This window comes from Nocardia sp. NPDC051756 (genome assembly GCF_040681495.1).
Classification (GTDB): Bacteria; Actinomycetota; Actinomycetes; order Mycobacteriales; family Mycobacteriaceae; genus Nocardia.
In genome coordinates this window covers 131,015-151,869 of sequence record NZ_JBFAYV010000015.1, presented here as the reverse complement: position 1 = coordinate 151,869, position 20,855 = coordinate 131,015, and the positions used below count along the sequence as shown (strand labels likewise).

Sequence of the window (20,855 nt, the reverse complement as noted above, 5' to 3'; positions counted from 1 at the left end):
GGGCATCAGGCTTCGAGCAGCTTCACCTTGTTGTTCGACCGTTCGGCGAGCACCCCGCCGACCGCGGCCAGCGCGACGAGCACCGCGAGCTGACCGCCCCAGCCGCCCGGCACCCAGTCGAGCAGGCCCCACACCTGGGACTTGCGGTGATCGATGAGCAGGCGGATGACCGCCTGGGCCGACGCGACCAGCAAGACCATGCCGACGATCTGCAATCCGACCCACGCGTTCTTGCCCATCACACTCTCCATTTCCGACCTTGCCCGGTAGCGACGTACTCATGGTTGTCCCGGGTCAGGTCATCGCGCATCGGCCGTCGGTCGGCGAGCAGGTTCATCCTTTGGTAGATCCGAATTCGCCCTGCAGGCCGATGCGCGGGCGGTCCACGGGCCCTTACAGTCGCGTCATGCCCACCGATCCGCTCTCGTCGGCGCCGCCGCTTCGGCTGTGGTCGCACGCCTGGCGGATGACGGCGGTGATTCTCATCGGGCTGGTGGCGTGGTCCTCCACCCGGGGCGAGATGGCGCCGATCGACGGTGCGCTGCTGATCTGGTTCCAGATCGGGGATCCGCTGCTCGGGGTGGCGTGCATGTTGCTCACGCTGCTGCGACGCCGGTATCCGGTGACCATCGCGGCGATCGTCACGGTGGCGTCCACCGCATCGGTGACCGCCAACGGTGCGGCGGCGCTGGTGCTCTGTTCGCTGGCCACCCGGCGGCGCTACGCCGAGACCGCCGCGCTGGCCATCGTCAGCATCGGCACGGGTCTACTCACCGATAGCGTGATCTATCCGAAACAGACCGACCTGCAACCCTATTGGATCGGACCGGCGGTGATCACCGCCGCCATCGCCACCATCGTCGCGATCGGCTTCGCGGTCGGCGCGCGGCGAGATCTGGTGTGGTCGTTGCGCTCTCGCGCCGAGACCGCCGAGCGGGAACAGCACGCGCGGGCCGCCGAGGCGCGGCTGCTGGAACGCAATCGCATCGCGCGGGAGATGCACGACGTGCTGGCGCACAGGATTTCGGTGGTGGCAATGCACGCCGGTGCGCTCGGTTTCCGCACCGACCTGACCAGGGAGCAGACCGCGGCGACGGCGAAGACCATCGCCGAGAACGCGCATCTCGCGTTGCAGGAACTGCGCGAGGTGCTGGGAGTGCTGCGTACCAGCGATGATTCGCTCACCGGCACCCCGGAACCGCCGCAGCCGACGCTGGCCGACCTCGCCCGGCTGGTCGACGAGGCGCGCTCGGCCGGGATGGACGTGTCGATCACCGACACCACCACCGACGACCTTCCGGCGACCAGCGCGCGCACCGCGTATCGCATCGCCCAGGAGGGACTGACCAACGCGCGCAAGCACTCTCCCGGCGCCGCGGTCCGGGTGCGAATCGATGGCGGGCCGGGACAGGACCTGATCGTCGACGTCGGCAATTCCGCGCCGCGGCAGCCGGGACTCGCGCTGCCGTCTTCCGGTTACGGTCTGCTCGGACTCGCCGAACGGGCCGAATTGGTTGGCGGCACACTGGATTATGGGCCCGATTCGACCGGCGGCTTCCGGTTGCGGGCCGTGCTGCCGTGGCCCGCCGTCGTCGCGACGAGCGACAGATGACCGCACGCATCCGCGTGATCGTCGTCGACGACGAGCCGTTGGCCCGTTCGGCGCTGACGATGATTCTCGGCGGCGATCCCGAGCTGGACCTGGTCGGCGAGGCCGCCAATGGCGAACAAGCGCTGGCCGTGATCGCCGAGCAGTCGCCCGACATCGTGCTGATGGACATCCGGATGCCGGTGCGCGACGGGTTGGACGCCACCCGCGAACTGCTGAGCCGGCCCGACCCGCCCCGCGTGCTGGTGCTGACCACGTTCGACGCCGACGACATGGTGTTGCGGGCGTTGCGCATCGGCGCGCACGGCTTTCTGCTCAAGGACACCCCGCCCGCCGATATCGTCGCCGCGGTCAAGCAGGTGGCGGCGGGGCGGCCGATGCTCTCGCCGAGCGTTACCGCGCAACTGATTTCGGTCGCCACCGCCGGGCCGAGCACGGCGGACGCGGCCCGCGAACGCGCCCGCACCGCACTCACGACGCTGACCGAGCGGGAACGCGATATCGCCGAGGCGATCGGCCGCGGCCTGTCCAATTCCGATATCGCCAAGGAGATGCACCTGAGCATCGCCACCGTGAAGTCGTACACCAGCAGGCTGCTCACCAAGCTCGACGCCGAAAACCGGGTCCAGATCGCGATTGTCGTGCTCAACGCGGGGCGGGACTAGAGAATCTCGCTGCGCGCGTTATGGATTCAGGCGCCGATGGCCGGGGCGATGGTCGACCAGGACGCGTGCAGCGTGTCCTGCCAGTAGGACCAGGAGTGAGTTCCGGTGGCGCTGTAGTCGACTCGGGCCGGGATGCCGAGCCCGCGCAGGCGCTGCTCGAACGAGACGACGCAGGCGTTGACGCCGAACTCGACCGGCCCGCCGAGGAAGATGTTCTCCGCCAGTTGGGGTTTGATCTCCGTCTCGTGCGGGCCGGGGATGCCGGTGCCGCTGGACAGATAGATCGTCTTGCCGCGCAAGCGTTCTGCCAGTAGCGCCGGATCGTGCTCGGCCCACGCCGGACTCCCCGGGGGACCCCACATGTTGATCGGGTTGCCGCCGCGGTTGGCGATCGAGAACATCACCGCGCCCATCGCCAGGCCGGTGTCGGGGCAGGCGCTGTAGCCGGCCACGGCGCGGTACAGCCATGGATTGCGGGCGGCCAGGATGAAGGCCGCGTTGCCGCCCATCGAGAGTCCGCCGATCGCGTTGACGCCGTTACCGTTGAACCGGGTGTCGATCAGCGGCGGCAGCTCCTCGGTCAGGAACGTCTCCCACCCGTAGTGGCCGAGCTTCGGGTCGTCCCGCTGCCAATCGGTGTAGTAGCTGGCCTCGCCGCCGACCGGCAGCACCACATTGACATTGGCGCCCGCGAAGAACCGCTCGGCGTCGGTGGCGTTGGTCCAGGTGCTCTGGCTGGTGCCGGGATCGAGCCCGTCCAGCAGGTAGTACGCGGGTCGCGGGCCGCCGCCGGCCGGATGCAGCACCTGAACCTGCACCGTCCGGCCCATCGCCGGTGAATCGATGAACACGGCGGCGCGCGTCGGGGTCAGGTTGTCCACCCGCTCGATCTGCGCGGCCGAGGCCTGCGCAGGTCCGATGACCGCGGGACCCACTAATGCGAGCGCCACGGTCAGCACTGCCACAGCAACTGGTGTTCGACGCATGGTCACACCTCCATCACCGCATCACAACGGCTTCAAAGGTAGCTCACCACGAATTATTACGGAAGTGACCTTGCCCTCCGGCTTTTATCCAGCAAATCATCCGGCACGCAATCCGATACCGCCGCTCAGCGGCCCAGCGCACCGCGAATCGACCCGGCGAGATAGTCCAGATCCGCCCGTCGCGGACTGGTCGGCCGCCCCCGCAACCCGAACCCGTCCCCCGGCGTCCGCGGAATCACATGCAGATGCACATGGAACACCTCCTGCCCCGCCGTCACCCCGTCGGCCAGAAAGAAATTCACCCCGTCACACCCCACCTCGCTCACCCGCAACGCCGCCGCCACCCGCTGCCCCACCTGAAACAACTTCCCCCCGACCACCGGATCCAACTCCGCCAAACTCCGCGCCGCCACCTTCGGCACCACCAGCACATGCCCCGGCGTCATCGGCCGAATATCCATGAACGCCAACACATCATCGTCCTCATACACCCGGCTGGCCTCGGCCCGCCCAGCAATGATCTCGGCAAAAATCGTGTACGGATTCACGCCCGAAACCCTAGCCCGCCACCCCGCCCAGAAATTCGATACCGCCATCACCCCAACCGCCCCATACTTACTCCCAGCTCCTGGCACTAGCCGGGAGAAGTGGGCCCGGCTCGTCACCGGACGGTGGGAAGCCGGGTACCGCGCCTTACCTCCGCACGGCTGGAGGAAGCGGACCTCCGGGCCGTGCAATTTCGTAGCCGCCAAGCAACCGGTGCAGTAGCGTGAAGACAGCTTCCGGCACTAGCGGGAAGAAGTGGACCCGGCTCCTCTCCGGACGGTGAGCAGTCGGGTTTCGCGCTATCTACGGGGCTTCTCTACTTCGTAGACGTCCTGCACCAATGGTGCGACCATCGCCTTCCACACCCCGCCAGCGCCCTACGCCCATGCGACGGCGTCCGGCCACCACAGACCGGGTTCGCAGTGCGGCGGCATGTGTACATACGGCAGATCCGCCGACGCTTTGCGCAGCACCCTGGCGATGCAGTGCCGATCGCGATGGTCCAAGCTCTCTCGCGATTCAATCACCAGTCGTTCCGCCTTCAGGTCCACCAGGTGCGTCACCAGTCGGGCCATGCAGTTGTCGCGCGCGTGCACCTCGACACCGCGCCCCACGAATATCGCGACGCGAACACCTTCTTGCCCCGCCATGGTGGCGAGAATCTGCCTGCGTCGACTGTCCGGCTCCTTGGCGAAATGCCAGCGCCGTTGACCGGGTAGGCACAGACCACGGACCAGAGACCGCGCGGCGGACAGTCGACCAGGCGGAATCAAGGCAGCACAAAGGATGTAGCGGTCGCGACGAATCGACTCGTCCACGAATGCGTGAATGGCCACCGCCGGACGATACCGGTCAGCTATGACACCTGCTAGCGAATTCGCAGCGAAACGGCCACTCTCCCTACAGGATTGGCGAGGGCGTGTAGTTCGCGGCGGCCGGGTTCTGGTCGACCAGTTTCTGGACTGCGGCGATGACGTCGGAGACCTGGGCTTCGGCGGCGCCGATGAAGGCGGACTTGTCGGCCAGGGCGGCGTCGAGGGCGGGGCGGTCGAGGGGGAGGCGGTCGTCGGCGGCGAGGCGATCGAGCAGGTCGGGTTCGCGGCCTTGTTCGCGCATGGCGAGGGCTACGGCCACCGCGTGTTCCTTGATGACCTCGTGCGCGGTTTCGCGGCCGACGCCGGCCCGGACCGCGGCCATGAGGATGCGGGTGGTGGCGAGGAAGGGGAGGTAGCGGTCGAGTTCGCGGGCGATGACGGCGGGGTAGGCGCCGAATTCGGCGAGCACGGTGAGGAAGGTTTCCATCATGCCGTCGATGGCGAAGAAGGCGTCCGGCAGCGCGACGCGGCGCACCACCGAGCAGAAGACGTCGCCCTCGTTCCACTGCGCGCCGGCCAATTCGGCGCCCATCGAGGCGTAGCCGCGCAGCACCACCTGCAAGCCGTTGACCCGCTCGCAGGACCGGGTGTTCATCTTGTGCGGCATGGCCGAGCTGCCCACCTGGCCGGGCTGGAAGCCCTCGGTGACCAGCTCGTTTCCGGCCATCAGCCGGATGGTGTGGGCGAACGACGACGGACCGGCGCCGACCTGGACCAGCGCGGAGAGCACGTCGTGGTCGAGCGAGCGCGGATACACCTGGCCGACGCTGGTGAGCACGGTCGCGAAGCCGAGATGCCGCGCCACCTGCTGCTCCAGCTCGGACAGCTTGGCCGGATCGCCGCCGAGCAGGTCGAGCATGTCCTGTGCGGTGCCCATCGGCCCCTTGATGCCGCGCAGCGGGTACCGGTCGATCAGCTCGCGCACCCGGGTCAGCGCGATCAGCAGCTCGTCGGCCGCCGAGGCGAACCGCTTGCCGAGCGTGGTGGCCTGCGCGGCGACATTGTGCGAACGCCCCGCCATCACCAGCGTCTGATATTCGGCGGCCCGCTCGGTGAGCCGGGCCGCGATCGCGATGCCGTGCGCGTGCACATGCTCGAGCGAGAGCCGGATCTGCAGCTGCTCCACGTTCTCGGTGAGGTCGCGGCTGGTCATGCCCTTGTGCACGTGCTCGTGCCCGGCCAGCGCGTTGAATTCCTCGATGCGCGCCTTCACGTCGTGCCGGGTGACCCGCTCACGCTCGGCGATCGAGGCCAGGTCGACCTGGTCGATCACCCGCTCGTAATCGTCGAGCACGCCCGCGGGCAGCTCGATGCCGAGCTCGGACTGCGCCCGCAACACCTCCAGCCAGAGCCGCCGCTCGAGCACGATTTTGTGTTCGGGCGACCACAGCCGCACCAGTTCCGGACTGGCATAACGGGTGGCGAGGACGTTCGGGACAAGGCTCACGTCTGGTCAGTCTAATGCGCGGAAACGGTCCACTTGCTGGGGCGTCGCCGGTGCGACGATGTCGATCACCTCGAGCAGCGCACCACGGGCCATTCGGCGCGGTTCCGGCTCCAATTCGGTGAGGGCCGCGACCACCGCGCCGTCGACCACCGCGACCAGCCTGCGCAGTTGCTCGGGACGGACTAATCGGTCGGAGCGGCGCAACACATCGGCGAGCAACTCGTCGAGCTGAGCCCTGAGACGTAGCTGCACTTCGCGCAGCTCGGGGTGGCGCGCGGACGCGACCGATCGCTCGTACCGGGCGATCAACTGCCCGCGCGCGCCCTCGTCGTGCCATTGCCCGTCGACGCCGACCAGCAGATCGAGCACCAGATCGACGGTCGCCTCGGCACCGCGGCGGCGGTGGCTCACCTCGCCGACCCGGCGGCGCATCGCGTCGAGTTCCACGTTGCCGCTGAACTCGACCGCGCGCGCGATCAGATCTTCCAATGATTCGAAGTAGTAGGTGGTCGACGCCAGCGGAAGATCGGCGCGGGTCGCGACCGACCGGTGCCGCACCGCCTCGAACCCGCCTTCGAGCAACAACTCGGCGGCGGCAGCTACCAAAGCCTGGCGACGCCGTTCGCCTTTCGGGGTCGTCGCGGTGATCACCGTGCCATCGTGCCAGTCGTCATCAGTTCTTCCAGGGGAAATCAGCGAGGAAAAGCAACCATCGATGTTCTACCGTATCCGCGCGGCCACGGTGCCGAACTGCGGAAAGTTGTTGCCGGACACGACAATCAAACACCCAGATAGTGCCCTAGACGAACCAGGGCCTGCTCGATGTCCGCGGTGGCTCCCGCGAAGGAGAACCGAACTGTCCGATTTCCGTGCACAGTGTCGAAGTCGATGCCCGGGGCGAGCGCGACACCGGTGTTGTCTAGCACGTCCGCGCACCAGGCGCGCGCGTCATCGGTGAGATGGCCGATATCCGCGTACGCGTAGAACGCGCCGTCGGCCGGGGCCAGGTCGGTGATTCCGATCTTCGGCAGGCCGTCCAGCAGCAGTTGCCGGTTGATCGCATAGCGGCGCACGTGCCCGTCGAGCTCGGCCTTCGCCTCCGCGCCGAACGCGTGCAGCGCCGCGTACTGCGAGATCGCGGGCGGGCACACGGTGAGATTGGAGGCGAGCCGTTGCAGCGCCGGGCGTAATCCGCTGGGCGCCAACATCCAACCGAGCCGCCAGCCGGTCATCGAGAAGTATTTGGACACCGAGCCGATGACGACGGACTCGCGGGAGGTCTCCCAGGACGAGGAGGTCGCGGTGTCGGAGCTGTCGTAGGTGATGCCGTGGTAGATCTCGTCGGAGATGAGCAGGGTGCCGTGGTCGTCGCACCAGCGGGCGAGGGCGGCCAGTTCGGCGGGGGCGATCATGGTGCCGGTCGGGTTCGCCGGACTCGCGACCACCAGCCCGGCCGGGGGTTCGGGCAGCGCGTCCAACATGGCGACCGTCGGCTGGAACCGGGTTTCCGCACCACAATCCAGTTCCACCACGCGGCAACCGAGCGCGGTGAGCGTGTTCCGGTAGGCGGGATAGCCGGGACGAGCGACCACCACGGTGTCGCCGGGATCGAAGGCGGCCAGGAAAATCAGCGAGAACGCGCCGGAAGAACCGGTCGTGACCACCACGTCGTCCGGGTCCACGGCGTAGCCGTAGGTCTCGGTGTGATGCCCCGCGATCGCCTCGCGCAACGGCAGGATGCCGAAAGTCTCGGTGTAGCCGAGCAATTCGGATTCGATCGCGGCCTTCGTCGCGCGCAGCACCGGGGCGGGCGCCGGCGTAGACGGCTGTCCGGCGGCCAGCACGAGCACATCGCCGTGCGTCCTGGCCCGTTGCGCGGCAGCTTTCCAGACGTCCATCACGTAGAAAGGTGGAATGGTCGACCGGCGAGATTCTCTGGACACCCGTCAGACGGTAGACGGTGTCGTATCCCGACACCGCGCTGACGCTCGCCTTTCCACCTGGTCGTGCGCTCCACTCCCACCAGGGTTATGGTCGGCTTGATGCTCGAGGATGCTCGACGAGCTGGGCTCGACCGGGTGCGCGGAGTGGGTGGCATCGGGGTCATTCCGCCGGACTGGCGTGCCCGGCTCCGGGAACGACCGGCGCGCGGCCTGCGGGCCCTGCTCGATCGGCGCAACGTCCAGGAACTCCTGCGACGCCGCCCCGATCCGCGGGAACTGTGGCAGCGGCGCTCCGAGCTGCGCGACAAGTGGGACAAACGCCCCGACCGAGACAAGATCCTCGCCCTGCTGCGCAAGCATCGAGTCCTGCTCGGCGCGCTCGTGGTCACCGCCGTCTTCGCCGCGGGCGACGCCTCGTTCGCGGGCGTGATCAGCGATCGCACCCCGGACCCGGACCACGCCCAGCGCGTCGCGGTGGCCTATCCCCTGCAGTTGCAGTCCACGCCGCCGTCGGTGCGCCGGTACCTGAACGCCATCGACAACGGTGAACGCCTGCGCGAACAGGCGGTGGTCGCGGCGGCCGCGCGTGCGACATTGGAACGGGCCAAGGCAGAAGCCGCCGCGGCCGCCGCCGGCGAATGGCAACCGTGGATGGGCGGCAACACGTCGACCACCACGCCCGGCGCGATCCTGCCCGGCCTCGGCGGCTTCGTTATGCCCGCCCGCGGCACCTTCACCTCCGGGTTCGGTTCCCGCTGGGGCACTTTCCACGCGGGCATCGACATCGCGGCGCCGATCGGCACGCCGATCTACGCGGTCGCCGACGGCACCGTCATCGACGCAGGCCCGGCCCAGGGCTTCGGACTATGGGTGCGGATCCGGCACGACGACGGCACCATCACCGTGTACGGCCACATGTACGACTTCTTCGTCTCCCGCGGCGAACGCGTCCCGGCCGGCATGCAGATCGCCCGCGTCGGCAACCGCGGCGACTCCACCGGCCCGCACCTGCACTTCGAGGTGCTCGTCGGCGGGCAGCACATCGACCCGCAGCAGTGGCTGGCCCTACACGGGCTCACCTTCAGCTAGGAACGGCGATGCGGTCCTCGACCGCGGCGAGGCCGATGTCGGTGCGGTAGTGGCTGCCGGGCAGCTTGATCGAGCCGATGCGCGCGTACGCGTTGGTGCGGGCCTCGGCGAGGTCCGCGCCGAGGCCGACCACGTTGAGCACGCGGCCGCCGGCGGAGACCAGGGCACCGTCCTCGCGCAGCGCGGTTCCGGCGTGCAGCACCGCGGCGGAGTCGTCGACCGCGCCGTCACCGGCCCCGGTGATGACGTCACCGATGCGCGGACGGCCCGGGTAGTTCTCGGCGGCGATCACCACGGTGATCGCGGAGCCGTCCCGCCAGCGCGGCGGGTCCACCTCGGCCAGCGTGCCGGTCGCGGTGGCGTTGAGCAGTTCGGCCAGCGGGCTTTCCAGCAGGGCGAGCACGGCCTGGGTTTCGGGATCGCCGAAACGGCAATTGAATTCGACGACCGCGGGTCCGGCGACCCCCATCGCGAGACCGGCGTAGAGCAGTCCGGAGAACGGACAGCCGCGGCGAACCAGCTCGGCCGCAACGGGTTTCACCACGTCCTCGACGATCGCGGTCACCGCTTCGTCGGACAACCACGGCAGCGGCGTGTAAGCGCCCATGCCGCCGGTGTTCGGTCCGGTGTCCCCGTCGCCGACCCGCTTGTGATCCTGCGCGGGCAGCAACGGCACCACGGTTTCCCCGTCGACCAGGCAGAACAGCGAGACCTCCGGCCCGTCCAGGAACGACTCCAGCAGCACCGGATGCCCCTGCTCCAGCAGTTCGGCGCCGTGATCGCGGGCCGCGAAACGGTCGGCGGTCACCACGACGCCCTTGCCTGCGGCGAGCCCGTCGTCCTTCACCACCCAAGTCGGCCCGAACCGGCTCAGCGCGGCATCGAGGTCGGCCGGGGTGTCCACGATCTCGCTGTGTGCGGTCCGCACCCCCGCCGCCGCCATCACATCCTTGGCGAAGGCCTTCGAGCCCTCGATCCGCGCGGCCGCGGCGGACGGTCCGAAGCAGGCGAACCCGGCGGCCCGCACCGCGTCGGCGACGCCGAGCACCAGCGGCACCTCGGGCCCGATCACCACGAGGTCGGCCTCCGCCTCGGTGGCCAGCGCGACCACCGCTTCCGCGGAGCACGGATCGACCGGCCGGGTCGTCGCGTGCTGCGCGATTCCCGCGTTGCCCGGCGCGGCGACGATCGCGCTGACCGCGGGATCGCGGCGCAGCGCAAGGACGAGGGCATGTTCACGGGCTCCGGAACCGATGACGAGTACGCGCACGGCAGACAGCTTAGGTGAAGGCCCGCGGCGAGCTGCGCTCACTCATGAACAGCAGACGACCATCGAATATCGGTCTCGCGACATGGATGATGGAAAGGGATGGTTCGGGCAGACCGCATCCGGGCCACGCCACCCACACCGCGCGAAGGATGTGCACACGATGGGTCTGATCGACGGACTGATGGGCAATGCCGGACGGATCGATCCCGGCCGGGCGCAACAGGAATACGCGAAACTGATGGGCGACGGTGAGCAGGTCTATGCCGCGTATCTGCTGGTACGCGACGCCATCCTGTTCACCAACCGGCGCCTGATCCTGGTCGACAAGCAGGGCATGACCGGCCGCAAGGTCAGTTATCACAGCATTCTCTACCGTTCGATCACCCACTTCTCGGTGGAGACCGCGGGCACCTTCGACCTGGACGCCGAGCTCTACATCTGGATCTCCGGCAGTCACGAGCCGTTGCAGAAGCGGTTCAACCGTCAGGTCGACATCTACGAGGTGCAGGGCATCCTGTCGCATTTCGTCGCGGTGTAGTCGCCGGTAGTGCTTACGCCTCGGCGCGGTTCTCCACGTCGGCGACCAGCGGACGCACCCGGGTCAGCAGCAGCTCGAGAAACTGCGCCGGCTGCCAGAACGACGCGAAATGCGTTGCGTCGGTGATCAGCGCGAAGTCCTTGTGCGGCGCCTGCACGTCGTCGAAGTAGCGCCGGGCGCGGGCCGCGGGCGTCAGACTGTCGTGCTCGCCTTGAAAGATGAAGAACGGCAGCTCGAATCGCGTGCCATCGCGCCACGCGTCGAACCGCACGGACTCGACGCCGATCCGCTCGGAGAATTTCATGCCGTCCGCGCCCGCCTTCAGATCGCGCAGCCGGTGCTGCGGCGAGAACCACATCGCGGGCAGGACCAGTTTCTTGAGCATGGCGGCGATGAACGGGTCGGCGCTGGCGGTCAACTTGGCGTGCAGCCCCCAATCGGCCGCGCTCCAGGTGGTGGCGTCCGGGCCGATCCGCTCCAGCTTCGCCGCGTCGGCACGCTTGCCGCTCGAACGCAGTCTGCGCACCACCGCATGGAACGGGATGTCGTCACGCTCGCCGCCGGAGATGTTCTGGTCGGTGCCGACGTAGGCGGAGTACAGCTCGGGATGGCTGCGGGCCAGCCGGAGTCCGAGCACCGATCCGAAGGAGTTGGCGAGCAGCACCACCTTGTCCGTGGACAGTCGCTTGTGCACGTAGCGGGTGACCTCGACTGCGTCGGTGAGCAATTGGTCGAAAGTGGCCACGCCCTGCTCGCCGCGACCGAAGGTCTTTCCGCCGCCGCGCATGTCCCAGCGAACGATGGTGAAGTGCCGCTCCCACGCCCGGGTTCGATGGGCGAAGTAGGTATTGGTGATGCCTGGACCGCCGTGCAGTTCCAGCAGAACGGGGTTGGCCAGATCCTCGCCGCGGATCTCGATCCATTGATCGATGCCGCCGATGCGCACGAAGCCGGACTCGGTGATGCCGTTCGGGGTGTCGATCCGTAGGTCCGCCGCGGCTCGACGGCGACGCAACTGACGATGGCCGAGCAGGCCGACGGGGGCGGCGGACAGTGCGGCGGCGGTGGCGAGCGCGAGAGTGATCATGCGTGGTTCCTAAATTGTGTCCAGCGGAAACTGATATGTGTACGATAGACACAGTTTCTCCGTTGCGCAACACCACATCGCCGCCGACACCCGCGGGCCACCCGACCCCGCAGCGCGTAGCCTGCGGAGCATGGCTTCTGTCTTCAGCGCGATCATCGCCGGTCAGCTACCAGGTCGATTCGTTTGGGAGGACGACGAATTCGTCGGTTTCCTCACCATCGCACCGGTCACCCCCGGGCACACCCTCGTGGTGCCCCGCAAGGAGATCGATCAGTGGCAGGACATCGACGCGGACACCTTCGCCCGCTTGAACGTCGTCGCACAGAAGATCGGCCAGGCCGTGCGCGCGGCGTGGGACGCGCCGCGGGCGGGTCTGCTGATCGCCGGCCTCGAGGTGCCGCATCTGCATGTGCACGTCTTCCCGGCGTTCACCATGGGCGACTTCGACATCTCCGGCGCCGACACCGACCCGAGCCCCGAGTCCATGGACGAGGCGCAGACCAAGATCAAGCAGGCGTTGCGCGAGCTCGGCTACGGAGCCAACGTCCCCGACTGAGTCCATCGATCGAAACCAAGGGTGGTCGGGCGCCGAAGCGGCGCTCGGACCGCCCTTTTCGTTCACCGGTTGTACGGCTGTTCCTGGACCCAGCTGAAACCGCGTTCGAGCAGCGGGAAGGACTTCGGGTCGACCTCGGTGAACGAGGTGTGGATGCGATGACCGGCGTAGTCGTTCGCGTCGATGACCAAGCGGCCGGGTGCCGGCCACCAGTAGGTGAGCCGCACCCGGACCGGGGTTTCTTCGAAGGTGCCCAACGCTATCCGGTGATGCAGGTCGATGATGTGCCGCTTCGGATCGATGGTGCCGCCGTACACCTCGAACGAGTCGTCCATGTGCTGGATGGTGAGCACCATCGGGTCCGAAACATGGAACGGACGATCGATAACGACTCGGCGCCAACGTAATTCGTCGGTAAGCAACGGGTCGCGGGCATAACCCTCGGAGGAGAACCCGTCCACCCGATAGATCCCGTACAGGTGCGGGGTCTCCTTCGACCATTGCTGCCAGTTCTGCGCCCCGAACACGCCCAGCAGGCCCAGACCCACCACCAGCTGTGCCGCCAACGCGATCCGATTCGCCCGCACGGAACCGAACAGCGGCACCGGCCGGAACGCGGGCACGGACGGGCCGCCGAACAGCGCCGCCAGCAACCGCCGCGCGTAGGGCGCGAGCAGGAACAGGCTCAGCAGCAGAAACTGCGACGAGACCGTCTTCAACCGGATGTCGTAGGTCATGTTCAACAGGAACACCTGCGTCATATCCACCGCACACAACAGCGCCCCCGCGGCAGTCGCCCGCGGCACCAGCAACAGCACCCCCGCCAGCAATTCCGCTGCCCCCAGCGCGATCTCATACGGCTGCGACACACTGACCTGCGACCACAGCACCCCCTCCGGACTGAAATTGCCGTAAGGCTCCACCAGCCGATTCAGCACAAACGGCATCTGCGTCGGAATCGCCTTGGCCATCCCGAAATAGAACATCGCCAACGCCAACACAAACCGCAAATACAACTGAGTCCAGGCAAACAGCCGCGGGTACCCCACCCGCCCCCGATCCAGCACCGACCACACCCCCGTGGCCACCGCAGACATCACCACCAGCAAAAACAACCCGGTCCACTGAAACGCACTGTCACTACCAACCTGCGCACTGGTCACCCGCAAACCCAGCACATGTTCCGCAGTCCACTCGACAGGCGGCCGCACCAGACTCGACAAATGCAACACCGAGCCCGTCTCAACCCCCACCCCCGCCAACAAAATCGGCACCAGCCCCAGCACCCCCGCCAGCCCGATCCCCCCGAAGTAACAAACCCCGAACCGAAACCCGATGCGCGTCAAGGGATGCCACCCCGCAACCCCATCCTCCTGCACCACTGGCCCCTCCCTACTCGCGAACGCTGTGCCGCGACAGTAGAAGTGGCCGCTTAACGAGGACCGGTCAGTCGCCTTAACAACCGCATCGACACAGACCATGGCGTCCGGATCGTGGCATCGGATACGCCTATTCAGGATGATCGCCACATGGATCAGCGCACATCGAGACGGGGTGCCGAGTTGTTGGCGACCGACATCGAGTCGGCTCTCGGGTTCGAGGTGCGCATCGACGAAACGGTCCCCGAGCACCTTCGGCGGCAGCCTTCGCCGCCGGGATGGTGGATCGAATTCACTGTTCCGGCTTTGGATGTCCTTGTTGGTTGTACCCCGAGCGAGTCCACTCCCAGCGGTGTGGCGTGCGAACTGGCGCAGCGTATCCATGACGATGTCCTGGCCCGGAGCGGAAAGATCTGGCCGGCCGATCCGGCGGGTGGGGACCAGCCGTTGCTCCCCGCCTTCGACGGGTGGCACGGGCGAGACCGCTCGATACCGTATGGGCAGATCGAGGCGGCGAGGGATCCCGATCCGAGTCTCGACGGCGTGGTCCGCTGGTGGCTCCCCCACAGCTACGACGGTCTGATCGCCAGTGACTCCGGCGACGACGTGTGGTTCTCCCGCTGGGAATACCGGGGCGACGACCAACGCATCACGCCGGGTATGCCGGTCACCTGGCTGATCGGCGAAGGTCGACACGGAAAGTACCGCAAGGCAAGCGAAGTCCGGCCGGCACAGCCGTAACCGGACTCGAGCAGTTCGCTCCACCTAGCCAAAATCCGGCACCTGCTGCCTCAGCAAGCCACGGATTGTTTGAGCCCCTGTCAGGCTTGAACTGACGCCCTTTCGCTCGCAAGATCAATCGGTATCGGCGCTGTGCTGATCACGGATTCAGCAGCTCACCGCTGAGCACAAACCGAAAGGTCTAGAGGTGTTCATTTTCGGGACCTCCCGGCGGCAGAACTCGACTACCTGGTTATGACCAATTGGCGGGCACCTCGGTCAGGTGCCCGCCAATTTTCAACGGCTTTTGAATATCTGACGATTCCGTGGGCTCACGGCTTGTTCTTGGTCAGCTCACCGATATCGACCGGCAGGGTGAGGCCGAGGTCGTAGGTGGGCCACTTCAGCGTCAGCTTGTCGTCCCATCGTTCCTGCGGCCACCAGTACTCGAGGGTCCACACGTACTCCCACGGCTCGCTGGTCTGCGGGTCGCCCCCTCGCGTCGGCAGCCGACCAGAACTGAGCTGAACCTTGCCGTGTCCGGACTCGAGCGAGATCAACTCACGTTCGTGCCCTTCCAAAAGCTGGATCGTGGCAAATAGCGCCTTCGATTCCGAATCCTGATATTCAGGCCTTTGACCGTCAGGAATCAGGCGGATACGTAGCAGGCAACCGGTGGAATAGACCTCCACTGGCCACAGTGCCCAAGAGACCTCTCCGGTTCGGCCAGTCGTCAGCTGACCCACCAGTACCGGAATCGCCGTGTTCGTCATCTTGGGTAGCTTACAACGAACGGATGGGCCGAATTGTCTTGGATCCCATGAGGAGTCAAGAACTTGACATGCACGCCCACGTTCACCTGGTCTCCTGCCGTGTAGGGGTAGATGACGGTCTTCGAGGCCCGGCCGCCGCCGAAGGTCGATGACGACGAAGCCGAGTTCAACCCGACCGGAGACAGGGTAACTTCCATTCCGGTGGCACCTTGCGTGTTGACGATGTCATAGGTCAAAGCAATCCGACCTTCATCGAACGGCCGCAGCGTGATGTATATCGAGCCTGCCGGCCCGGTCTCGGAGTACTCCGGACCGGCCGCCGCAGTCGGAGCCAAAAGAAGTGATCCCAGCATTGCCAAGCCTGCTGCTATGGCGAGAACGAATATCCGGGCAAGACTAGACCCTGAAGCTCCACTCCCCGCGGGTCTCGGCGTGACCGAGTCGCTGCTTGCTCGAGCTGCTGACTCGTGAGCACCGGCGCCGCAAATCGGCGCACCTTCATCAGTGAATATCATGAGAACCCCTCCGTAAGAAATAGCGGAGAATCCGTTGGACCACAACGTCTTCGCCCCCCGCGTAGTTGGTAATACAGGGTTAGACGGCAACCATCGCGGATCGGTTCCACCGGAGTTCGACAAATTTCTTTGCGGCTCTTCGCAACGGGGTGGCGTGCGCGGACCCGTTGCGATCTGTTGTCATCACCAGCCAAGCTGTCAGCTGTCGACCACCGGCCTCACGTACTCGCCAGCGTGACAAGATGTTCGGGTCGATAAGCGTCCCGGTGGTTCCGAGACGATGGCCGAGGGGGCTCCAGGATGGTGACGACCGGATCGAGTCGGCGACTGCTGAGAACCCCCTTCTCCTATCTCGACGGAAAGATCGGTTTCGGACGCGGGGCACTTCGTGCAGCGGCCGCTTCCGCTGTGCTGGCGAGTATCGCGATCATCGTCGGTGGCGGAGTCGTGCGCGTCACGGGTTCCGGCCTCGGCTGCCCGGACTGGCCCACATGCGCGAATGGTGCGCTGTCCCCAACCCCCGAGATGGGGCTTCACGCCGTCGTCGAATTCGTCAACCGACTGCTCACCGGCGTCATTTGCGTAGTGGTCGGAGCGCTGATCGTCGTCGCGCGCTTTCAACGAGAACCCTGGCCACAGGTCACCCGGTTGGCGTGGGTTCAGTTCTGGATTGTCGTGCTCAACGCTGTCGTCGGCGGACTGACCGTTCTGGCACGCTTGAACCCCTACATGGTCGCAGCGCATTTTCTCGCCGCCACCCTGCTACTTGCCGGGGCCGCGGCGACCTGGGACGCCCTCGACCGACGTCACGACGCCATTCGTCCAACCGCCGTCGGCACACCAACGCAACGGCAGCTGGTCTGGGTATTGCTGACTACCACCGCCGCACTGATGATCGTAGGAACAGCGGTGACCGGGGCAGGCCCCCACGCCGGTGACTCGAGCGACGTGCAGCGAATGCCGTTCGACTGGGCCACAGCGACCTGGTTACATGCCGTGCTCGCCAGCGCTGTCACCATCGCGGCCGCGAGCATATGGAAGTCGAGTTCCCCAGGCACCGACCTACGGCGCCGCACCGCTTGGGTTCTGCTGGCTCTAACGGCCCAGATGGGTGTGGGAATCACCCAGTCAGCGACCAGGTTGCCGAATAGCCTCGTCATCGTTCACATGCTGGTCGCTGCGTTGGTCTTCATCGGGGCAATCCGGGTGTTCCTCGAAATCTCTCCATACTATCGACTCCGCAGCACGGAAACATAACTGCGAGGCCCAGATCGAGCAGACCCTGCACGACCTTCGGCTACGGAGCCAACGTCCCCGACCGAACGCCGTTGCGCCGCAGAGCAAAGGGGGGTCGGACCAACTCGGTGCGACCACCCTTTCGTCGTTGAGCCCCCTGTCAGGATTGAACTGACGACCTTCGCTTTACAAGAGCGGTGCTCTACCACTGAGCTAAGGAGGCGGGTGCCTTCGGAAAGCGGTTGCCATCATAGCCGGGCACACCGACTGCGTGACACCGGGTTTACGGCATCACGCAGTCGGCAAAGTGTCCCGGCGCAGTATTCAGCTACCGCGGGATCAGGACTGGGCGCCCTGACGGGCCGCGTCGTCGGCGGCCATCGCGTCGCGCAGGCTCTTCGGACGCATATCGGTCCAGTTCTTCTCGACGTACTCGACGCAGGCAGCGCGGCTGTCCTCGCCGAACACGACGCGCCATCCGGCCGGGACCTCGGCAAAAGCAGGCCACAGGGAGTGCTGTTCTTCGTCGTTGACCAGGACGAAGAAGCGGCCGTCTTCGTCATCGAAGGGGTTGGTGCTCAATTTCACCTCACTGGATACTGGCGCTATGTACGGGATCGCTCGTGGATCCTTCGGCGCCGGGTCCGACGAACCGAGGGTTCAACGGACTTGCGCGCCGTTGGAGTCCCGAGCGTTGTTTCGACCCTAGCAAGGGAGACGTTACGCCTGGGCGGTTACCTCTGGCCCGGGAATCTCAGCTCGCGAAAAAGTCGAGCAGAATCTTGTTCACTGTCTCAGGACGCTCGAGGTAGCCGAAGTGCCCGGCGTCCGGCACCTCCTGATAGCGCGCACCGGGGATGACCTCGGCGACTTCCCTGGACAGGTACGGCGGGATCATCCGGTCATCGGCGAATCCGACGGCCAGGCACGGCACGGTGATCGCGCGGTAGGCCTGCACCCGGTCGAAATCGTGATCCATCCGACGCTGCGCGCGGATGCCCGGCGTCACCGGACCGCCGGTGAATTCGAACAGATCGAGCCAGTCGCGCGCCGAGTTCGGGTCGGCCAGGGTCGCGGGCGAGAGGTTCATCACCGCGGTGACCGCCGCCTCGTACTTCTCCGGCAGCTTCACCCCGCTGGCGTCGAGTTCGTGCTCGCCGAGCGAGAGCGTCTTCTGGAACTGATCGAGGCGTCCGTGCCCGGCCATGAAGACGGCCTTGCGCACCAGTTCGGGCCGGGCCAGCGCCAGCTCCTGCGCGACCCGCGCGCCCATCGAGGTGCCGACGACCAGTGCCGGGCCCTCGTCGAGGAACTCGATCAGCGCGGCGGTGTCGGCGGCCAGCTGATCGATGGTCATCCCGGTCGCGGCCTCGAACGACGGCGCGATCCCGCGGTTGTCGAAGGTGCACACCCGATAGCCGGCCGCGACCAGCGCGGGCACCTGATGCAGTTCCCAGACCCGCCCCGGACTGCCGGTGCCCATGATCATGACCACAAGCGGCCCCGAACCCTTGACATCGGTACCCCGCGCGCGGTCACCTTTGACCTGGTAGTTGAGGGAAATTCCGTTCACCGTGGCCAGCGGCATATCGACCCTTTCGTGGAGTTGATGCTCCGCCCCACGGTATAGGGCGGGAGGGAGTCGGCACACCGGCCGGGGGCCGGTCTGACGCGGGTGCCACCCGGGTCAGGCGACGCCAGATACCATTGACTATTCGCAGGTACGAGCGTAGTGAACCGGGAGGACTTGAAGATGGCCGCGAAGGGCAGCGCGAACGACATCGCGGACGACGATCTGGAACCACTTGCCGACGAAACCGCACGTCAGGCACAGCGCGTTGTCGCGGCCTACGCCGAAGACGCCGACGAGTGCCGGATGCTGTTGTCGATGCTCGGCATCGCACCGAGCGCCCGGGCAGAGTAAGCCCCGCCTTTCGACGCCAACGGCGACGTCGACTACCGGATTTCCGGGGGACCCAGCGACGCGCAAAGGATGCGTGAGTGGACCAGATGACATCGTCCGACGACTCCGACCCCGCCCTAGACACCGCACCTGACGAGAACACCCCGACGATCACCGGCCCGGCCGAATCCGGTTCCGGTTTCGTCGTCGTGGCCAACCGGCTCCCGGTCGACCTGGAACGACTGCCCGACGGCACGACCCGCTGGAAGCGCAGCCCCGGCGGACTGGTCACCGCGCTGGAACCGGTGCTACGCAGCAACAAAGGCGCCTGGGTCGGCTGGGCCGGCGTGCCCGACGCGGACATCGATCCGATCATCGAGGACGGCCTCGAACTGCATCCGGTGCCGCTGACCGCGGAGGAAGTCGCCGACTACTACGAGGGCTTCTCCAACGGCACGCTGTGGCCGCTCTATCACGACGTGATCGTGCGCCCGGTCTATGACCGCAAGTGGTGGGCCGCCTACGTCACGGTGAACCGGCGCTTCGCCGAGGCGACCGCGAAGGTGGCCGCCGAGGGCGCCACCGTGTGGGTGCAGGACTACCAGTTGCAGCTGGTGCCGAAGATGCTCCGGATGCTGCGCCCCGATCTGACCATCGGCTTCTTCCTGCACATCCCGTTCCCGCCGGTCGAGCTGTTCATGCAGATGCCGTGGCGCACCGAGATCGTCGAGGGCCTGCTCGGCGCCGACCTGATCGGCTTCCACCTGCCCGGCGGCGCGCAGAACTTCCTGTACCTGGCCCGCAGGCTGGCCGGTCAGCCGACCTCGCGCGGCACCGTCGGCGTGCGGTCCAAGCTGGGCGTCGTGCAGGTCGGGTTCCGCACGGTCCGGGTCGGCGCGTTCCCGATCTCCATCTCCTCGGCCGAACTCGACGAGCACTCCCGGCGTCGCTCGATCCGCGAACGGGCCGCGAAAATCCGTGCGGAACTGGGCAATCCGAAGAACATCCTGCTCGGCGTCGATCGCCTGGACTACACCAAGGGCATCGACATCCGGCTCAACGCGCTCGAAGAGCTGCTGCTGGAGGAGCGGATCGACCCGTCCGAGACGGTCATGGTCCAGCTGGCCACACCGAGCCGCGAGCGGGTGGAGAGCTACATCCAGATGCGCGGCGACATCGAGCGCCAGGTCGGCCGGATCAACGGCGAGTTCGCCCAGGTCGGCTACCCGGTGGTGCATTACCTGCACCGCCCGATCCCGCGCGACGAGCTGATCGCCTTCTTCGTCGCCGCGGACGTGATGCTGGTGACGCCGCTGCGCGACGGCATGAACCTGGTCGCCAAGGAGTACGTCGCCTGCCACAGCGGCCTCAACGGCGCCCTGGTGCTCAGCGAGTTCACCGGCGCCGCAGCCGAATTGCGGCAGTCCTACCTGTGCAACCCGCACGACCTGGACAGCGTCAAGGACGCGATCGTCTCCGCCATCGAGGACGACCGTGACACCAAGCGCCGCCGCATGCGCTCGCTGCGCCGCCAGGTCCTCGCCCACGACGTGGACCGCTGGGCCCGTGCCTTCCTCGAGGCCCTGGCCCAAGGTCAGGTCGCGGGCAGCGCGCTGCTGACCGACGACGACACCTACCCGGAGGAGCGCCAGCCGTCGCGATAATCCCTTCACAGGAATCACCCAGGTTTGGTCCAGCAAGTTCGCAGGCGAATAACG

At 66.7% G+C, this 20,855-nt stretch carries 23 protein-coding genes and 1 tRNA gene; 9 read left to right on the top strand and 15 right to left on the bottom strand.

The genetic code is table 11. The features are described from left to right. Positions 1–5 precede the first annotated feature (5 nt). Positions 6–239, bottom strand: coding sequence for a hypothetical protein (locus AB0M22_RS42085; RefSeq protein WP_364738822.1), 234 nt, complete (start codon positions 237–239; stop codon positions 6–8). Positions 240–406: 167 nt separating this feature from the next. On the opposite strand from AB0M22_RS42085, the gene AB0M22_RS42080 reads away from it, so the two are divergent. Together AB0M22_RS42080 and AB0M22_RS42075 are read left to right on the top strand one after the other, a co-directional pair. Continuing rightward, positions 407–1,612 carry a histidine kinase gene (locus AB0M22_RS42080; protein ID WP_364738820.1) on the top strand — a complete coding sequence of 402 codons (1,206 nt, stop codon included), beginning with the start codon at positions 407–409 and terminating at the stop codon, positions 1,610–1,612. Next, entirely contained in the window at positions 1,609–2,274 is a 666-nt protein-coding gene (locus AB0M22_RS42075; RefSeq protein WP_364738818.1) for a response regulator transcription factor, read from the top strand. Before AB0M22_RS42080 ends, AB0M22_RS42075 begins: the two co-directional genes overlap by 4 nt. A gap of 26 nt (positions 2,275–2,300) precedes the next feature. On the opposite strand, the gene AB0M22_RS42070 is transcribed toward AB0M22_RS42075, so the two are convergent. The 6 genes from AB0M22_RS42070 to AB0M22_RS42045 form a co-directional block, all read right to left on the bottom strand. Further along, on the bottom strand, positions 2,301–3,260 hold the full coding sequence (locus tag AB0M22_RS42070) for an alpha/beta hydrolase family protein (RefSeq protein ID WP_364738816.1): 960 nt from the start codon (positions 3,258–3,260) through the stop codon (positions 2,301–2,303). A 125-nt stretch (positions 3,261–3,385) separates the two neighbouring features. Beyond that, a complete protein-coding gene (locus AB0M22_RS42065) occupies positions 3,386–3,808 on the bottom strand; it encodes an HIT domain-containing protein (RefSeq protein WP_364738814.1) in 423 nt (140 codons plus the stop codon). A 375-nt stretch (positions 3,809–4,183) separates the two neighbouring features. Continuing rightward, positions 4,184–4,642, bottom strand: a complete 459-nt coding sequence (locus tag AB0M22_RS42060; RefSeq protein WP_364738812.1) for a hypothetical protein — start codon at positions 4,640–4,642, stop codon at positions 4,184–4,186. Between the two features lie 64 nt (positions 4,643–4,706). Beyond that, positions 4,707–6,128, bottom strand: coding sequence for an adenylosuccinate lyase (gene purB / locus AB0M22_RS42055; protein WP_364738811.1), 1,422 nt, complete (start codon positions 6,126–6,128; stop codon positions 4,707–4,709). Between the two features lie 6 nt (positions 6,129–6,134). Continuing rightward, on the bottom strand, positions 6,135–6,779 hold the full coding sequence (locus tag AB0M22_RS42050; protein WP_364738809.1) for a TetR family transcriptional regulator: 645 nt from the start codon (positions 6,777–6,779) through the stop codon (positions 6,135–6,137). A gap of 128 nt (positions 6,780–6,907) precedes the next feature. Then, a complete protein-coding gene (locus AB0M22_RS42045) occupies positions 6,908–8,071 on the bottom strand; it encodes a pyridoxal phosphate-dependent aminotransferase (protein ID WP_364738807.1) in 1,164 nt (387 codons plus the stop codon). A gap of 99 nt (positions 8,072–8,170) precedes the next feature. Here AB0M22_RS42045 and AB0M22_RS42040 point away from each other — a divergent pair, with 99 nt between their 5' ends. Beyond that, entirely contained in the window at positions 8,171–9,160 is a 990-nt protein-coding gene (locus AB0M22_RS42040; protein WP_364738806.1) for a M23 family metallopeptidase, read from the top strand. Here AB0M22_RS42040 and purD read toward each other — a convergent pair. Next, complete coding sequence (gene purD / locus AB0M22_RS42035) at positions 9,153–10,430, bottom strand: phosphoribosylamine--glycine ligase (protein ID WP_364738804.1); 1,278 nt, start codon at positions 10,428–10,430, stop codon at positions 9,153–9,155. The two genes, AB0M22_RS42040 and purD, sit on opposite strands and share 8 nt — an antisense overlap. Before the next feature lie 160 nt (positions 10,431–10,590). Between purD and AB0M22_RS42030 the strand changes: the two genes are divergently transcribed. Beyond that, positions 10,591–10,968, top strand: coding sequence for a PH domain-containing protein (locus AB0M22_RS42030; RefSeq protein WP_150403830.1), 378 nt, complete (start codon positions 10,591–10,593; stop codon positions 10,966–10,968). A gap of 13 nt (positions 10,969–10,981) precedes the next feature. On the opposite strand, the gene AB0M22_RS42025 is transcribed toward AB0M22_RS42030, so the two are convergent. Further along, positions 10,982–12,055 carry an alpha/beta hydrolase gene (locus AB0M22_RS42025; protein ID WP_364738803.1) on the bottom strand — a complete coding sequence of 358 codons (1,074 nt, stop codon included), beginning with the start codon at positions 12,053–12,055 and terminating at the stop codon, positions 10,982–10,984. Between the two features lie 130 nt (positions 12,056–12,185). On the opposite strand from AB0M22_RS42025, the gene AB0M22_RS42020 reads away from it, so the two are divergent. Next, the gene (locus AB0M22_RS42020) at positions 12,186–12,611 is read left to right on the top strand and encodes an HIT family protein (protein WP_364738801.1); all 426 of its coding nucleotides are present in this window, start codon (positions 12,186–12,188) and stop codon (positions 12,609–12,611) included. A gap of 62 nt (positions 12,612–12,673) precedes the next feature. Here AB0M22_RS42020 and AB0M22_RS42015 read toward each other — a convergent pair whose 3' ends face one another. Continuing rightward, the gene (locus tag AB0M22_RS42015) at positions 12,674–13,993 is read right to left on the bottom strand and encodes a DoxX family protein (RefSeq protein ID WP_364738799.1); all 1,320 of its coding nucleotides are present in this window, start codon (positions 13,991–13,993) and stop codon (positions 12,674–12,676) included. A gap of 147 nt (positions 13,994–14,140) precedes the next feature. On the opposite strand from AB0M22_RS42015, the gene AB0M22_RS42010 reads away from it, so the two are divergent. Then, on the top strand, positions 14,141–14,731 hold the full coding sequence (locus tag AB0M22_RS42010; RefSeq protein WP_364738797.1) for a hypothetical protein: 591 nt from the start codon (positions 14,141–14,143) through the stop codon (positions 14,729–14,731). A gap of 311 nt (positions 14,732–15,042) precedes the next feature. Here AB0M22_RS42010 and AB0M22_RS42005 read toward each other — a convergent pair whose 3' ends face one another. Then, entirely contained in the window at positions 15,043–15,483 is a 441-nt protein-coding gene (locus tag AB0M22_RS42005) for a hypothetical protein (RefSeq protein WP_364738796.1), read from the bottom strand. Beyond that, positions 15,480–15,842, bottom strand: a complete 363-nt coding sequence (locus tag AB0M22_RS42000) for a hypothetical protein (protein WP_364738794.1) — start codon at positions 15,840–15,842, stop codon at positions 15,480–15,482. Before AB0M22_RS42000 ends, AB0M22_RS42005 begins: the two co-directional genes overlap by 4 nt. 456 nt (positions 15,843–16,298) lie before the next feature. Between AB0M22_RS42000 and AB0M22_RS41995 the strand changes: the two genes are divergently transcribed. Further along, a complete protein-coding gene (locus AB0M22_RS41995; RefSeq protein ID WP_364738792.1) occupies positions 16,299–17,255 on the top strand; it encodes a COX15/CtaA family protein in 957 nt (318 codons plus the stop codon). Between the two features lie 130 nt (positions 17,256–17,385). Here AB0M22_RS41995 and AB0M22_RS41990 read toward each other — a convergent pair. From AB0M22_RS41990 to AB0M22_RS41980, 3 genes are all read right to left on the bottom strand, one after another. Then, positions 17,386–17,457 (bottom strand) — tRNA-Thr (locus tag AB0M22_RS41990). Between the two features lie 116 nt (positions 17,458–17,573). Then, on the bottom strand, positions 17,574–17,816 hold the full coding sequence (locus AB0M22_RS41985) for an MbtH family protein (protein ID WP_011207082.1): 243 nt from the start codon (positions 17,814–17,816) through the stop codon (positions 17,574–17,576). A 172-nt stretch (positions 17,817–17,988) separates the two neighbouring features. After that, positions 17,989–18,822, bottom strand: a complete 834-nt coding sequence (locus tag AB0M22_RS41980; RefSeq protein ID WP_150403825.1) for an alpha/beta hydrolase — start codon at positions 18,820–18,822, stop codon at positions 17,989–17,991. A gap of 144 nt (positions 18,823–18,966) precedes the next feature. Here AB0M22_RS41980 and AB0M22_RS41975 point away from each other — a divergent pair, with 144 nt between their 5' ends. Continuing rightward, positions 18,967–19,158, top strand: coding sequence for a hypothetical protein (locus AB0M22_RS41975; protein WP_150403824.1), 192 nt, complete (start codon positions 18,967–18,969; stop codon positions 19,156–19,158). A gap of 86 nt (positions 19,159–19,244) precedes the next feature. Further along, complete coding sequence (locus AB0M22_RS41970; RefSeq protein WP_364738858.1) at positions 19,245–20,801, top strand: trehalose-6-phosphate synthase; 1,557 nt, start codon at positions 19,245–19,247, stop codon at positions 20,799–20,801. Positions 20,802–20,855 lie beyond the last annotated feature (54 nt).

Excerpts from the sequence above, each read along its gene's own strand:
- AB0M22_RS42085 (WP_364738822.1), bottom strand. The coding sequence starts at position 239 with ATGGGCAAGAACGCGTGGGTCGGATTGCAGATCGTCGGCATGGTCTTG.
- AB0M22_RS42080 (WP_364738820.1), top strand. The coding sequence starts at position 407 with ATGCCCACCGATCCGCTCTCGTCGGCGCCGCCGCTTCGGCTGTGGTCG.
- AB0M22_RS42075 (WP_364738818.1), top strand. The coding sequence starts at position 1,609 with ATGACCGCACGCATCCGCGTGATCGTCGTCGACGACGAGCCGTTGGCC.
- AB0M22_RS42070 (WP_364738816.1), bottom strand. The coding sequence starts at position 3,260 with ATGCGTCGAACACCAGTTGCTGTGGCAGTGCTGACCGTGGCGCTCGCA.
- AB0M22_RS42040 (WP_364738806.1), top strand. The coding sequence starts at position 8,171 with ATGCTCGAGGATGCTCGACGAGCTGGGCTCGACCGGGTGCGCGGAGTG.
- AB0M22_RS42030 (WP_150403830.1), top strand. The coding sequence starts at position 10,591 with ATGGGTCTGATCGACGGACTGATGGGCAATGCCGGACGGATCGATCCC.
- AB0M22_RS42025 (WP_364738803.1), bottom strand. The coding sequence starts at position 12,055 with ATGATCACTCTCGCGCTCGCCACCGCCGCCGCACTGTCCGCCGCCCCC.
- AB0M22_RS42020 (WP_364738801.1), top strand. The coding sequence starts at position 12,186 with ATGGCTTCTGTCTTCAGCGCGATCATCGCCGGTCAGCTACCAGGTCGA.
- AB0M22_RS42010 (WP_364738797.1), top strand. The coding sequence starts at position 14,141 with ATGGATCAGCGCACATCGAGACGGGGTGCCGAGTTGTTGGCGACCGAC.
- AB0M22_RS42005 (WP_364738796.1), bottom strand. The coding sequence starts at position 15,483 with ATGACGAACACGGCGATTCCGGTACTGGTGGGTCAGCTGACGACTGGC.
- AB0M22_RS41995 (WP_364738792.1), top strand. The coding sequence starts at position 16,299 with ATGGTGACGACCGGATCGAGTCGGCGACTGCTGAGAACCCCCTTCTCC.
- AB0M22_RS41980 (WP_150403825.1), bottom strand. The coding sequence starts at position 18,822 with ATGCCGCTGGCCACGGTGAACGGAATTTCCCTCAACTACCAGGTCAAA.
- AB0M22_RS41970 (WP_364738858.1), top strand. The coding sequence starts at position 19,245 with ATGACATCGTCCGACGACTCCGACCCCGCCCTAGACACCGCACCTGAC.